The sequence below is a fragment of the Streptococcus mitis bv. 2 str. SK95 genome (assembly GCF_000222705.1).
GTDB classification, from domain to species: domain Bacteria; phylum Bacillota; class Bacilli; order Lactobacillales; family Streptococcaceae; genus Streptococcus; species Streptococcus mitis_AY.
Genome location: NZ_AFUB01000052.1, coordinates 1 through 14281, shown reverse-complemented (window position 1 = coordinate 14281; position 14281 = coordinate 1). Strand labels below are relative to the sequence as shown.

General features: G+C 40.7%; 12 protein-coding genes. All 12 read right to left on the bottom strand.

The features are described 5' to 3' along the window. Positions 1-22: 22 nt before the first annotated feature. Positions 23-394, bottom strand: a complete 372-nt coding sequence (locus HMPREF9965_RS0102605) for a GFA family protein (protein WP_000912018.1) — start codon at positions 392-394, stop codon at positions 23-25. Between the two features lie 225 nt (positions 395-619). Next, positions 620-1507, bottom strand: coding sequence for an aldo/keto reductase (locus HMPREF9965_RS09985; protein WP_000844577.1), 888 nt, complete (start codon positions 1505-1507; stop codon positions 620-622). 81 nt (positions 1508-1588) lie between these two features. Continuing rightward, positions 1589-2980: a peptidoglycan-N-acetylglucosamine deacetylase PgdA gene (gene pgdA, locus HMPREF9965_RS09980; RefSeq protein ID WP_004243979.1), complete on the bottom strand. Its 1392-nt coding sequence runs from the start codon at positions 2978-2980 to the stop codon at positions 1589-1591. Between the two features lie 105 nt (positions 2981-3085). Continuing rightward, the gene (gene ezrA, locus HMPREF9965_RS09975; protein ID WP_000064794.1) at positions 3086-4813 is read right to left on the bottom strand and encodes a septation ring formation regulator EzrA; all 1728 of its coding nucleotides are present in this window, start codon (positions 4811-4813) and stop codon (positions 3086-3088) included. A gap of 80 nt (positions 4814-4893) precedes the next feature. Continuing rightward, on the bottom strand, positions 4894-6840 hold the full coding sequence (gene gyrB, locus HMPREF9965_RS09970) for a DNA topoisomerase (ATP-hydrolyzing) subunit B (RefSeq protein WP_000134070.1): 1947 nt from the start codon (positions 6838-6840) through the stop codon (positions 4894-4896). 13 nt (positions 6841-6853) lie between these two features. Beyond that, positions 6854-7417, bottom strand: a complete 564-nt coding sequence (locus tag HMPREF9965_RS09965; RefSeq protein ID WP_025170859.1) for an HAD-IA family hydrolase — start codon at positions 7415-7417, stop codon at positions 6854-6856. A gap of 89 nt (positions 7418-7506) precedes the next feature. Continuing rightward, entirely contained in the window at positions 7507-8055 is a 549-nt protein-coding gene (locus HMPREF9965_RS09960) for a DJ-1 family glyoxalase III (RefSeq protein ID WP_001140919.1), read from the bottom strand. A gap of 10 nt (positions 8056-8065) precedes the next feature. After that, positions 8066-9289, bottom strand: coding sequence for an FtsW/RodA/SpoVE family cell cycle protein (locus HMPREF9965_RS09955; RefSeq protein WP_000830410.1), 1224 nt, complete (start codon positions 9287-9289; stop codon positions 8066-8068). 5 nt (positions 9290-9294) lie between these two features. Further along, positions 9295-11784: a bifunctional DnaQ family exonuclease/ATP-dependent helicase gene (locus HMPREF9965_RS09950; protein ID WP_025170858.1), complete on the bottom strand. Its 2490-nt coding sequence runs from the start codon at positions 11782-11784 to the stop codon at positions 9295-9297. Positions 11785-11983: 199 nt separating this feature from the next. Then, positions 11984-12835: an NAD(P)H-hydrate dehydratase gene (locus HMPREF9965_RS09945; protein WP_000643707.1), complete on the bottom strand. Its 852-nt coding sequence runs from the start codon at positions 12833-12835 to the stop codon at positions 11984-11986. Next, entirely contained in the window at positions 12822-13670 is an 849-nt protein-coding gene (locus HMPREF9965_RS09940) for a hypothetical protein (protein WP_000601062.1), read from the bottom strand. The genes HMPREF9965_RS09945 and HMPREF9965_RS09940 overlap by 14 nt, the downstream gene beginning before the upstream one ends. A 239-nt stretch (positions 13671-13909) precedes the next feature. Next, the coding region (locus HMPREF9965_RS09935; RefSeq protein WP_000000751.1) for an SIALI-17 repeat-containing surface protein at positions 13910-14281 on the bottom strand (372 nt) is incomplete at its 5' end.

Genomic DNA, 14281 nt, shown 5'->3' with positions numbered 1-14281 from the left:
AGTTTATATTATCTTTTTAAATTTATTTATCAAGCAACCAAGAAAAAGCTGGGTCCTGAAAAATATGACGTTTAGGAACAGTTTGTAAATTCTGATTGCATTCATCTACTGTACCTAATTTTAAAGCACAAACTTCTGGTACATCTTCTTGAATAGTGAAAATTTGACTATGACAGTTCTGGCAGTAATAGCGTTGTTTCCCTGGAGATGAACTATAGGTAACCAAATTCTCTTCTCCATACAATACCAGATTTTTGCTGCTAACTTTGGCATTAACTGTATAGGCAGACGCAGTTGCTTTCCGACAGAATGAGCAATGACAAAAAACTAATTCTGACAATTCCTCATCTAAAGTGTAGGTGACTGCTTTACATAAACAAGATCCTTTAAGCATTATGTTCCTTTCTACTTAGGCATTAGATCAAATTCAAAAAGAACCGAATTTCAACACCCAAGCCTTGCGACTAGGGGCGTCAGAAACGCGGTTCCACCCTAATTTATTACTTCATTGTTTTTAAAAATACGACAGAAAGCGCCAGTTTCTTACCTTGTTCTACTTGGCTCCCACTATCCCAAGCTCGCTTGAAGAACGCCATAAGACTTTCTCTCTTGTTGATTATTATATCAGAAAGAGAGAAAATTTACAATTCTTTTTCTTACTTTCTAAAAATACCATCTCATCCACACGAGGTGCGCCAGAAGTCACTGAAATCGTCTTTAAGATCTCTCGCTCTTCTTTGCTGAGTTCAATCCCAAAACAGTCAAGATTGCTCTGGATGCGAGAAGCTGTTACTGACTTAGGTAACGGTAAAAACTCTTCTGCCAAGCTCCAAGCCAAGGCGATTTGGGCAACTGATTTTCCATGCTTATCAGCAATTTCTTGGACTTCTTTCTGTTCAAACAGCTCCCCTTGCCCAAAAGGTCCCCAAGCCTCTAGGAGAATTCTCTTCTCTCTACAGTAGGCAACTACTTCCTCTTGATAAACTCCTGGCGCTAAGCGCACCTGATTGACCGCTGGAATAATTCTTGCTGTCTCAAGCAAAGCATCCAGATGATGAGGGAGAAAATTACTAACGCCGATAGCACGGATTTTGCCTTCTTGGTAAAGGTCCTCCATCGCTCTCCAGACTTCAGCATTGCGAATTTTCCATTCGTCATTTTCCCTTAGTGGTTTTGGATTTGGCCAATGGATAAGGTACAAATCTAGATAATCCAATCCCAGTTTTTCCATTGATTGCTCAAAAGCTTGGCGAGCTTCTTCGTAGCTGTGATTGGTATTCCAAAGTTTGGTCGTTACAAAGATTTCTTGTCGTGGAATACCGCTATCCCGAATAGCGCGACCAACGCTCTCCTCATTTTGATAGATAGCCGCAGTATCGATATGACGATAACCAGCCTTTAAAGCTTCTAAAACGGCTTGGTAGGCCACCTCTCCATTTTCAGCTTTCCATGTTCCAAATCCTAAAACTGGGATTGAAACTCCATTATTAAGGGTGTAAGATTTCATCTTTTTTCCTTTCTATGTGAAGAAGATCTAAAGAAACAAAGTCCTGATTATCAGAATACTTGCTCCTTTAGATTTCAACAATTATTGATCACGGTCATAATACATTTCGTGAGCTTTTAGACGTGAATTGAGCATTTCCGGAACAGTCACAAATGTATAACCTTGCTCTTTCAGATATTCTATAATCTTTGGAAGAGCATTAACTGTAGCGCCGTGAATATCATGCATAAGAACGATCGATCCATTACGAACCTGATGCTGAATCTCTGTTAAAATAGCAGATTCGTTCTTGCTCTTCCAGTCTAAACTATCCACGTCCCACATGATAAAGCTCAAGTCCAGACTGTTACGGATATCATCAGTAATGGCACCATAAGGCGGACGCATGAGTTTAGAACTCGAACCTAAAACCTTGGTCAAGGCATTTTCTGTATCCGTGATTTGCTTTTTAGCATCTTCAAGAGTCAATTTTGAAAGAACGGGATGATCCCAGCTATGATTTCCCACAACATGTCCTTCTGATTTCATTCGTTTCAGAAGATCTTCATTGCCAGCAATGTTTTTACCAAGTACAAAGAAGGTCGCCTTTACATTGTACTTAGCTAATGTATCCAAAGCCTGGGTAGTTGTAGATGGATTTGGACCATCATCAAAAGTCAAGGCTACAACTTTTTTATTTTTCTGAGCAAAGTAAGCCTGGTAAAGTTCAGCATCCTTTTCTAATAGATAAGAGGACTCCAATGTGTCAAAGAAACTGGATATTGGTAAAGCAATTTCCTCCAGAGTCTCCCCTAGGTCAGCAGGATAAAGGATGATTTGACTATCTTTATAATCAAAGCTCCATGACGACAAATCTTGGTCTGTAAAGGTTTTTAGCACCTGATCAATTTTTGTCTGGTCAAGTTTCTTATCTTCTAGGGTTGATTTGATTTGACTCAGCAGGAGTTCCTTAGCCTTGCTAGCATCCTTGAAAAGTTTACTCAGATCAAAAGTTTTCCCATCTTCAGTCAAGAAAACTTTTCCTAAAGATGTTTTTTCTTTTTCTTCAACCTTTGCTGCAGACAAATCGTAAACTTGCTTACTAATATTACGAGCCACAACTCCCTTTAAAACAGGATCCAATTGCTCGGTATAATAAAAGACCAAATCTTCTTTATCTTCCAGCTTTTCTTTAATATCTTGGTTGATTTTTTCTCTAACAGGCGCAATGACCTCCTCCCCTTGAAGAGGGTAGTAGACAATCACTTCAGCTTGACCTTTTCGGAAATGGTCTCTCTGACTGCCTACGTTGAATTGTTGATCTTTTTCACTTTTTAGCGCTTCAATTTTTTGTTCGTAAGATTGCTTCTGTAGAATCTTGTAACCAATAGCACCACCTAGGCAGATCATAGCAAGACCTAAGATTCCAACAAGGGAAAGCAATCTACTTCTCTTTTTATCGTGGGAAACACGCTTCTCTCTATTTTTCTTCATACCTACATCATATCAAATCAGAACTATAATTTCAATGATAAATCAATATTCTTCTATTTTTGAAATAAATAATAAAAAGCCTAGATGATCTAAGCTTTTCAGGTATTAGAAGCGAATCGCTTCACGTGTTTTTTCATAAGAAGAAACAAAGCGATTTGTGACTCCTGGTTCTGCAACTTCCAAGGCTTGAGAAATCTTCTCAAATGATGCCTTGTAGTCAAATTCTTTTTCAAAAATTTCAAGTGCTTCATTGAAGGCTTGCTGGATACGCTCATCAAATGAACGGTAACGGTTTGAATACTGCAAGAGTTGCTCCGTCAAGGTCGCGTATTGAACAATATTGTAGGTTTCTGTTTCAAGAGCCTCCATGTCATGGGTCGCAATTTCAAGAATTCGTTTAACTGATTCAATATTAACTTGTGCTTGTTCTAACTCTGCCATCAGATCTTCTGTGTTATGGCTTGCAGTGAAGAAAAGTTTCAAGAAACTTTGAGGAATACCCGGCAAGTTTCTCTTCTCCATGTAACGTTTGATAGTATGCAAACGGTTCACATAGACATTTGCTTTTTGACGAGCATTGATGTCGTCTTTTTCGATTTGAGCTAGGCGTTCACTAACAGAAACTTGTTCGTCTTCAATGTCTTTTAGATTACTTTGAAGTGAACTAAACTGCTCCTCTAAAACAGAGTAGGCTTGAGTAGGTTCTGTCTGATCTTCAGTTGCCTCTGTGATCGCTGTATCAAGCCCTGACAATTCAGCTTGAAGACGGCGGACATGGTTCCCATCACTTTCTGGGAGAAGATAGGTTTTATTTAAGCGTTCAAGGTCTTGAACTAAAACCTGATTATTTTCTTTCAAGTGATTGAGGTAGGTTGGAAGCGTTGAAAGGAGATTTTCAACGACTTTTTGGGCAGCTATTTCACGCGTGAAGATATCGTAGAGCGCATTAATCTCTTCTTGGATTTGTGTATTTTCATACTCTGCATTATCCAATTCCAACTGGCGGATGTTTTCTTGATTATTTTTCAAGGATTCATGTAAAAGTTGGAAGCGTGACTCGATGTCCGTTTCAGTGAAGTGATAATTAGCATCCAAGAGTTTACGGTAGCCTTCCTCCAAATCTTCCAATTGTTCTGGAAGTTCTGTTGACAAAGTCTTCACGAGAGATGGAACACGATCAACGATATGTGTCAAAGCGAGAATATGATTTTCAGTTGAATCAAGAATTGCTGCAGCTTCAACTGGGTCACCTGAAGAGTTCAAGGTTACAAATTGAGAAAACTCTGACTGGATATTTTCCAATTGTTTCTCAATTTCAGGAAGGGCTTTACCATACTGTTCCGAATTTTCTGCTACGGTATGTTGCAGATTTTCAAATAAGTCCAAAGCATGCAGAACACGTCCGCTATTCTTAGACTCTTGTTTTTCAAGCTCTGAAAGCGCATTGCGAATCGCCGCAATGTCTTCTTCAATTAAATCAATTTGACTTTCGATTTGATCGATTTGGTGAGTCGCTTTGAAAAAGCGAAAAGAATTATTATAGCCTTCAGCCTCAAACAGGTTATTTTCAATATCAGCAAATGAGTTAAGGGATAAATCAACCCATTTTTGATTCCATTCACGGAAGGTCACCTGACTTTGACCAATCAAATGCATGTTTTTAACCGCTTCAACCTCATCATTTACAGGAAGGTTGTAGAGTTCTTCTTTTCTTTCCTCGAGGGCCGTCAATCTACTTACATTACGCTTACGTAGGAAGATTGCCGCTACATAAGCTAGAATCAAAATGACTGCAATCGCAACCATTAGATAAATTAGTTGTCCATTAGACATATCAAACTCCTTTTATACTAGAAACAATCGTATTGATTATATCATATTTTTTAGGTCATGGGAACTATTTCCCACATTTTTTAGACGTCAAGGGTACTGTAAACGGCATTTTCTTCGATAAATTCACGGCGAGGTTCAACTCGGTCCCCCATCAACATATCAAAGATCTTATCTGCTTCGGCAGCATCATCTACCGAAACACGCGCCATCAAGCGATGTTCTGGATCCATGGTTGTTTCCCACAATTGGTGGTCATCCATTTCTCCCAAACCTTTATAACGTTGGATGGTTGGTTTTGAACGCCCTTCACTGTGACGTGCTAAGGCTTCTTGGAGTTTAATTTCTTGATCTGCACCAGGCTGGATGTATTCTTTGATCTCACTTCCAACTTTAACCCCGTAGATTGGTGGTTGGGCAATGTAGACATAGCCAGCTTCTAGGATTGGTTTCATGTAGCGGTAAATCAAGGTTAGCAAGAGGGTTCGAATATGAGCACCATCAACATCGGCATCGGTCATCAAAACAAGTTTTTGGTAACGAGCCTTAGTGACATCAAATTCTGCACCAAAACCTGTTCCCATGGCAGTGAAAAGGCTCCGAATTTCTTCGTTGGCAAGAATTTTATCCATGCTAGCTTTTTCAACGTTCAAGATCTTACCACGAATTGGTAAAATAGCTTGGAACTCACGGTTACGACCAGATTTAGCTGATCCACCAGCTGAGTCTCCTTCGACGATGAAGAGTTCGGTTTCAGCAGGATTATTTGAAGAACAGTCTGCTAGTTTTCCTGGCAGATTGGAAATTTCCAAGCCAGATTTCTTACGAGTGACTTCACGCGCTCGCTTAGCAGCTACACGAGCCTTGGCAGCCAAAATCCCTTTTTCCACGATGCGCTTGGCAATCTGTGGATTCTCCATGAGAAAATCAGAGAAGGCATCGCTGAAGAGGCGATTGGTGATCTTGACCACTTCGCTATTTCCCAATTTAGTCTTGGTTTGTCCTTCAAACTGTGGATTTGGATGTTTCACAGAGATAACTGCAGTCAAACCTTCACGGACATCTTCCCCTGTTAGGTTATCTTCATTGTCTTTTAATAGCTTATTTTTGCGGGCATAATCATTGATAACACGCGTCAGTGCTGTACGAAAACCTTGCTCATGTGTTCCACCTTCATGGGTGTGAATGTTATTGGCGAAACTCATGACATTTTCGTGGTAACCTGTTGTGTACTGCATGGCTACTTCAACTGTGATATCATCCATCTCACCGTCTGTGTAAATTGGTGTATCAAAGATCACGTCCTTGTTCTCGTTGATATATTCAACGTAGCTAGCAATTCCACCTTCATAGTGATAATGCTTGGTTTGTTCGAGACCTTCACGCTTATCTGTTATTGAGATTCGAAGTCCTCGGTTCAAAAAGGCTAGCTCTTGAATACGTTTGTTTAATTTGTCAAAGTCAAAAGTCGTTGTTTCTGTAAAAATCTCTGGATCTGGTGTGAAGTGAACTGTTGTTCCAGTTTTATCCGTATCTCCAACCACCTCAAGGTCAGCAACAACATGACCACGACGGTATTCTTGGTAATGAATCTTACCGTTTTTGTGAACATGAACATCTAGTTGCGTTGAGAGAGCATTTACTACGGAAGAACCTACTCCATGGAGACCACCTGAAACCTTGTATCCGCCACCGCCGAATTTTCCTCCAGCGTGAAGAACCGTAAAGACTGTCTCAACAGCAGGACGTCCTGTTTTTTCCTGAATATCAACAGGAATTCCACGCCCATCATCCACAACGGTGATGGAATTATCAGGCTCTATAAAGACTTGGATGTGACTGGCAAATCCAGCTAGGGCTTCATCAATTGAGTTATCAACGATTTCCCATACTAGATGGTGAAGACCTTCTTTTGAAGTCGATCCAATATACATACCTGGACGCATACGAACAGCTTCAAGTCCCTCCAAAACTTGAATTTGACTGGCATCATAATCCTGTGCCTGTTGATTTTTGATTTCTTCTGTCATTTTTTCCCTTTTCTTACATGTCTATTGCTTGTCTCAATGTCGCAACGTTATTAAAAAGATAGGCATCTAAGCCAGCAGCTTTACCTGCTTCTACATCAATATTTCTGTCACCAATGACCAAACCGGATGTAATATGATATTTATCACGTAAATAAATCATGGACTCAGGATCTGGTTTCCGTTTAAATCCAGAACTGGCAGTCACCACCTCGGTGAAGTAGTTCGCTATCTGGGTCTTAGCAAGAAGTTCTAGAACTTGGTCATTTCGATGAGAAACCAAGAAATGGCGTCCTCCTTTGTCCGAAATGTCTTTGAGTAACTCAGGAATTCCCTCAAACAAGACTGGGTGCTCTAGCTCACGTGCTTCATTTTCTTTGTAGTTTCCTAAAAAATCCTCGATGTCTGGAGCAAACTTCTCAATGGCAAAAGCTGTCGAAACCTTCAAGGCTTCGTAAACACGGTCGTGTTCTTGCTCTATTCCGTATTGGGCTAAGGTCTCTACAAAGGCTGCTGTAGAAGTCTCATAATTATCCAATAGGGTACCACCTAAATCCCATATATAGTCGTGATATTTCATACCCTTCATTATACCATTTTTTTATGAAAAAAGCGATGATTTCCTAGATTTTTCCAAGCAAAAACGAGAGCCGAACTCTCGTCTTACTGTTAATTTCCAAAGACATCCCGATAGAGCATGCCGACTCGTAAACTTTCTGCATCTCCTCCCAGTTGCTCCACTAATTCATAGACGAAGGCAAGGGCAGTTGACGGTCCTCGGCTGGTTGTTAGATTACCATCTACAACCACTGTTTGCTTTTGATAAATTCCATCAGTAATTTGCTCCTGAACTCCGTCATAACAGGTAAAGTGCTTGTCTTTCAGGGCACCTGCTTGATGGAGGGCGATTGGAGCTGCACAGATAGCTGCAATTTTCTTTCCAGCTTGGTCAAAGGCTTTAATCTCAGAAATGAGGGCTGGATTATCCCGTAGGTGAGCTGATCCTGGCATGCCACCTGGAAGAACTACCAAGTCATAGTCGGACAAATCGCCATCAAAGACACGATCGGCTTTTACCTGAATGTCATGTGAACCTGTCATCTGCTCCTCGAATCCCACCATATCACAGGAAATGTTTGCTCGACGCAAGACATCGACTACTGTCAAGGCTTCGATTTCTTCAAAGCCATTTGCTAAGATAACTGCTACTTTTGCCATAGTGGCCTCCTTATTTGATTTGTTTTAGGACGACTTTTTTTCGTTTGAATGGAATTTTACCACTCTTTTCTTCTGCTAGATTGGTCTGGTAACTCATAGACAAGAGGAGACCGACACCGATGAGGTTACTAATAATTGCGGATCCACCTTGCGAAATGAATGGCAAGGGAATCCCTGTCAAAGGAAGTAAGCCTGTTACGGCACCGATATTTTCAAAGATATGGAAGAGCAACATCATGATAAAGCCAGTTGAAATATAGGTATAGAACTGGTTATTTGATCTGAGCGTAATCTTCAACATACGATAGATAAGAAGCAAGTACAAAGCAATGACAAAGACTGAACCAATGAAGCCAAAATCTTCAGCAATCACTGTGAAAATCATATCACTTTCACGTACTGGAATGAGGAGATTGGACACATTGAAACCTTGTCCAAACAAGCCACCACTTCCAATCGCAATTTGCCCCTGCGCCTGTTGGTAAGTCGTTGTTTGTGCAAAGTCAAATGGATTGAGCCAAGCCAAAATACGGTTGATCTGGTAAGTTGGCATCCCAATCTGGTGCAAGAAGGCACGTCCATCCTTGCTTATAAAGATTGCCATGAAGCCTGCAACTGCAGTCACTCCTGTTGCAAAAACAGGAATGATAATCTTCCACGAAACACCTGAAAGGAGGACCATGCCTGCAAAAATAGCCACGAAGACTAAGGCAGTCCCTAGGTCACTTTGTAGGGCTAGAAGGATCAAGACTGGGATGGTAAAGACAATCATCCAACCAATCAATAGGAAATCCAAGGGAATAGTCCGTCGCCATTCCTTGTGCTTTTGAGTGAATTGTACAATGACTCGAGCCAATATCAAGATGTAGGAAATCTTCATGAACTCAGATGGTTGAAAGAGCGTGGTTCCCCCGATAGATACCCAGTTTTTAGCACCCGTAGAAGCTACTAAACTCGGATTGTAAAAAACAAGGGGGAGAAACATCAAGGCCAAACCTAAGCCATAAAGATAGGGAGTCACCTTCCATAAAAACTCGGTATTGAAGAACATGACGACAAACCCAATGACAAGCCCTAGAGCAATCCAGGCAATTTGCTGACCTAGAATTGGAAGTACATTATTGGGATAGTCATGGCTAACTGCTATATAAATAGCCACTACTCCAATTACCAGTAGACAGAACACTGGTAGGAGGAGGCTATAGTCGACTCGAGAGTCGAAGGAACGTTTCATATTTTTTACCTTTTCTCTTTCTTGGATTTTTCTTTCATTCTATTGCGTCGGGATTTTAGAAAATCTGCTACTGCAGATCCTAGATGTTCTCTAGCAAGAACCCGAACCGTTCTTTCTTTTGACAAGGTTTGGGCAATTTGTTTGCCATAACGCTTGCTGACAACACGACTGTCTAAGATTACAGCAACCGAACCTTGGTCAGGCCGTCTAACAGTACGACCTAATGCTTGTTTTAGCCGAATGATAGCCATCGGCAACTGATAATCATAAAAAGGATTTTTCCCTTCTTGGCGCAGTTCTTGGTTTAATTTTTTTGTTAAAGGTTCTTGTGGATTTTGGAAAGGCAATCTCGGAATCACTTGAATCACGCAAGGATGGGTTGAAAAATCAACTCCTTCCCAGAAACCACCTGTCCCAAGCAAGATCTGGCGTTCACCTTTTTCAAAACGTTTTTTCAGTTGACTTGGTTCCCCATTTTTATACTGAGCGAGATGAGGTTGGTCGAGTAGGTCCGAAACTGCCAGCAACATCTCTTTTGAGGTAAATAAAACCAATAAGGGTTCTTGAAAAGCTTGTAAACTTCGAATGACCGAAGCCACTTCACTAGCATAGTCAAAAGATGAAACTTCTGTCACAAGAGGAAAGTCATCAATTAGAAAGACTTCTTGTTGCTCCTGCTTTGCTACATCAAGCCTAACAAGCGGAGCATCTGGAAATCCCAATAAATCTGCTAGGGAAACTCGATTGCTGATTTCAAGAGTAGCCGATACTCCTAGGAGCCTACAATCTTCTGGCAATAAATCTGCTAGTATAAAGCGGCCTTTTTTGCTTGAACAAATCAAGACATCCTTGCTCGATTTCTCTGCTGTAGCCAGCCAAAATTCACGGTCCGAGATGAAAAAGTTTGCAATCTCTCTATACTCTGGGAGAGCTAGCTCCGAAAAATGTTGGTGCAACTGTTCGAGAGAATCCAACCACTTTCCATTCTTAAGTCCTGACTGATACTGCTCCATCAAGTAACGACATTCAAAACCTATACTCTCAAGCAAACGTTTCTGAATCAGATCTTCCTCTGTCTCTAAGGACTTTTCAATTTGAGTTACAAGATCCTCAAGGCGATAAGATTGCTGGGCTAGATTTTCAAGGGCTAGCAGCATTTTTTGAGCTTCATCCAAGATCACCAAACGGTTGTCGACAAACTCTGGATTGTCTTCCAAACGAGTGACCAGATAGGCATGATTAGTCAAGAGGACGCGACTGGTCTTGGCCTTGTACTGCCCTCGTTTCCAAAAATCCTCTGTAGCAAATAAACTTTTCTTTGAAAGCTTGCCGTCGTGGACTAGTTCAGGCAGAAAGTGCTGATAGCGATAAAGTTGTCCGATTTCGTCCAAGTCACCAGTCGATGTCTCCGCTAGCCAGATGAGCAGTTGCATTTTAAAGCGTGTGAAAAGGCGATTGGACTCAGATCGATGGAGAACTCTGTGAAAGGCATCCAGTTTTAAATAATTTTGAGGACCCTTGAGACTATGAATCTCCAGATGAAAAACCTCTTTTAAACGCTGTCCTTCTTCTTGCATAATCTGATTTTGAAGAATTTTGGTCGGAACACTCACTAAAATCCCTGCATCACTCTTCAAATTCAAAGCTGGAAGGAGATATCCGTAAGTCTTGCCCAGTCCCGTTTGAGCTTGGATAAAGGAAGTCTGGTGTTCTTCCAATAATTGCTTAATCTTCTCCGCAAATTCCAACTGTTGCGGACGCTCCTCCAGCCCCAATAAAGAAATGTTTTTAGCAAAATCTTTGGATAACTTGCGTGGGACTAAGGCTTGACTTTCCTTTCTCAGGAAAAGCCCATGTAGTTCTATCAATTCCGGAGAGGACAGGAGAGATTGTTGCTGATAGACCTCCTCAATCACCAGATAACTTTCATAGAGAAGGTTATCTGCAAGGTCTAACAAGCTTTCTAAGAGCCCTTTAGGTAACTCGAAGAGTTTTTGACGCATGTAAAGCAAGAGTTCTGCTGTTGCCTGAGCATCAGACAGGGCAGTATGAGCCTGTTCCAGCTCAATGCCCAACTCTTGACAAAGGATACCTAAGTTATACTTTTCAAACTGAGGATACAAAACTTGAGCAAGCTCAACTGTATCCACCCGCGGTGTGCGCAATTCATATCCTTCAAAAAAGAGGAATTCTGCAAGAAGGTTGGCATCAAACTGTACATTGTGCGCAACAAAAATACCGTCCTTAACCAATTCAAAAATTTTTCCGGCCACCTGAGAAAACTCTGGTGCCGCAGCCAAACGCCGATCGGTCAGACCCGTTAATTCTTTGATATGAGAATCCAAGGGTTCGTGGGGATTGACATCAGTCGCATACTGATCGATGATTTCACCATTCTCAATCACCACAATGCCTACTTGAATAATTTTTGCCTTGCTTCCGGTGCTGGTCGCCTCTAAATCAACGACCACATACCGATCATTTCTCGCATTCATCATTAAAAATTATATCAAAAAAAGCATGATTTGACACCCCTCAACTTTGATAACAATCTCGCTTTATTTGTAATTTTAAGTAAAAATCAAGACCTTAAAAGCGAGAATTTCACGAAAGTTCAGCAGTTGATTGCTGGTTCTGAGGTATTTGAAAAATTTATCAACATAGCTACATCGACATAAAAAGACAACTGAGGTATTAGTTGCCTTTTTGGGATATTTTTTTCATTGTTTTCGGAAGTTCCTTGCTAATTTCTGTTGGCAAGACAAGGTAGTTTTCTTGAGCTAGTTCTTGCGCGATAGCTGAATGAAGATGAGTCGCTACCACCACTCTCTCATAGAGGCTTACTTGGTGAAACTGGCCTGCAAAACCTGCAATCATCCCAGCTAGAGTATCTCCCATGCCACCGGTTGCTTGATAGGGGCCTCCAACCTCCAGTTGATAGTATTCAGGTTTGCCTGCTTGCCAAATACGAGTAGCTGGACCTTTCTCGACAAGAATCGTTCCTTGAGGAAAAGCTGAAAGAGCCCTAGAAGTCGTCTCTGTATTTTGATGGTCAAGAACTATACCAGACAGCCTTTCCCATTCCCTTTGGTGAGGAGTCAGGATAAGCTGACTTGAAGGGAATTGTAACGCGCCTTTTGCTAAGATGCCCAAAGCACCGCCATCTACAATCAAAATCTGTTCTTTTCTGAGACTGTCAAAGACCCGTCTTACAAGTTCTTCTCCGAACGCATCCTCTCGCAATCCTGGACCAAGCAAGACAACTTCTGCCTTCTCTATCTGTTCCTTTAGTAATGCTTTATCCTTTAGAGAAAAAGCCATAGCTTCAGGTAAATGGCTGTGCAGAGCTGGGATATTCTCCTTATCCGTCCCAACAGTCACCAAACCAGCCCCGCTTTTAACTGCTGCAATGGCTGACATGATGATAGCACCCCCATAAGGATAGGTTCCTCCCAGCAAGAGCAGACGACCGTAATCTCCCTTATGACTGTGACGAGAACGTTCAATAATGACTTTTTCTAGTAAAGTTTGATCAATCGCTTTCATCTTTTTTCCTCAACTCTCCTTTATCTGATTGTTTTAAAACGACTTGATAGACTTTCTTAGTCCACTCTTCTAAGTCTTCTCCATCATAGTCAAGATAATGCACCCTATCTTGTATTTTAGTTGGAATAATATTTTCAAATTGGCACTTATTATGAGTTGGAATAATGCAAATATACAACTCACTTAATAAATTAAGCATGTCCTTAATTTTTGCAACATGGTAACCATCAAAAATATAACCAGTAACTTTAGTCAAATCTGTATAGATAAAATGAAAACTTACTCCAGGAATAAACTTATCTTGTAATTCTTTCTCTGAGAGAGCTCGACCTAATAAACGCTCCATCGCCAATCGATAACCAGAACTTGTATTTGACCATCCTAACATGACATAGTCAAAATAATCTTTCGGATCAGATGCAGCATTTCGACTATCCAAAACCAACTCCTCAGCATCTCGCCTAAAGGCTTTCACAGCAGATAAGAGCTGACCTGTTTTAAAAATAGAAATCGCTGCATCTATAGTCGTAGTATGACTACAATAGTCTGAAGTCACTAACCTCTTATGTAGGTCATAAGTCGAAGCTACTCTTTTATCTATAGGGGTAAATGGTGGAAGAAAGGGATGCTGACAGATGTAATCTAAAATCTCTTTTTTTAAACAAGAATCGACACACTCGATACTTGTTTGACGTTTATGAAGTTGTTCGTAAGCTATAAATTTAGCAATTTTTTCTAATTCCCACTCTTGAATATTTGGATAATCAAATAGTGCTAAGTGGTACACTCCATCCCATTGTAAACTATATTCTCCATTATAAATTTTTAAAATCATCTAATCACCTCACTCCATTATACAACAAAAAGGTACACACCTTGCAATTTGGATTACTATTTTTCTGTCTAACTTTTGGGGTACAATTCACCTCTCTTGCTTACACCTATATAAAACTGGAGAAGACCATGATTGTCTTCTCCAGTTTTTAGATGCCATCAACTTACAATAGTTGAAAAAGAAACCAATTTTTAATCATCGACTAATATCTACAAATAGGATGTCATTAGACGCTGAGACTAATCTTCTTTGAGTTTTGCAGTTAATAAAGCTGCTGACAAGGCCAAGGTAACACCTGCCAAGAAAACAGCTGTTTCTGACTGTTTTTCACCAGTTTCTGGCAATCTCTTGTCTTCCTTGGCAACTTGAACTGGTGTTTCTGGAGTCTGAGCTTTTTCTAACGAACTTAGTTTAAACTCTGGTTTTTCTACTGTCGGTGCTGGTTGATTACCTACTGTAGCTAGAATACCACGGTACTCTGGAAGTTTATGTTCTAGAGCCATTACAGCATTAACGCCACCCTTAAATTCAGGTTTCTCAACACTTGGTACTGCTTGATCTCCTACTGTGGCTAGAATTCCTGTGTATTCTGGAACTTCATTTACTGCTGC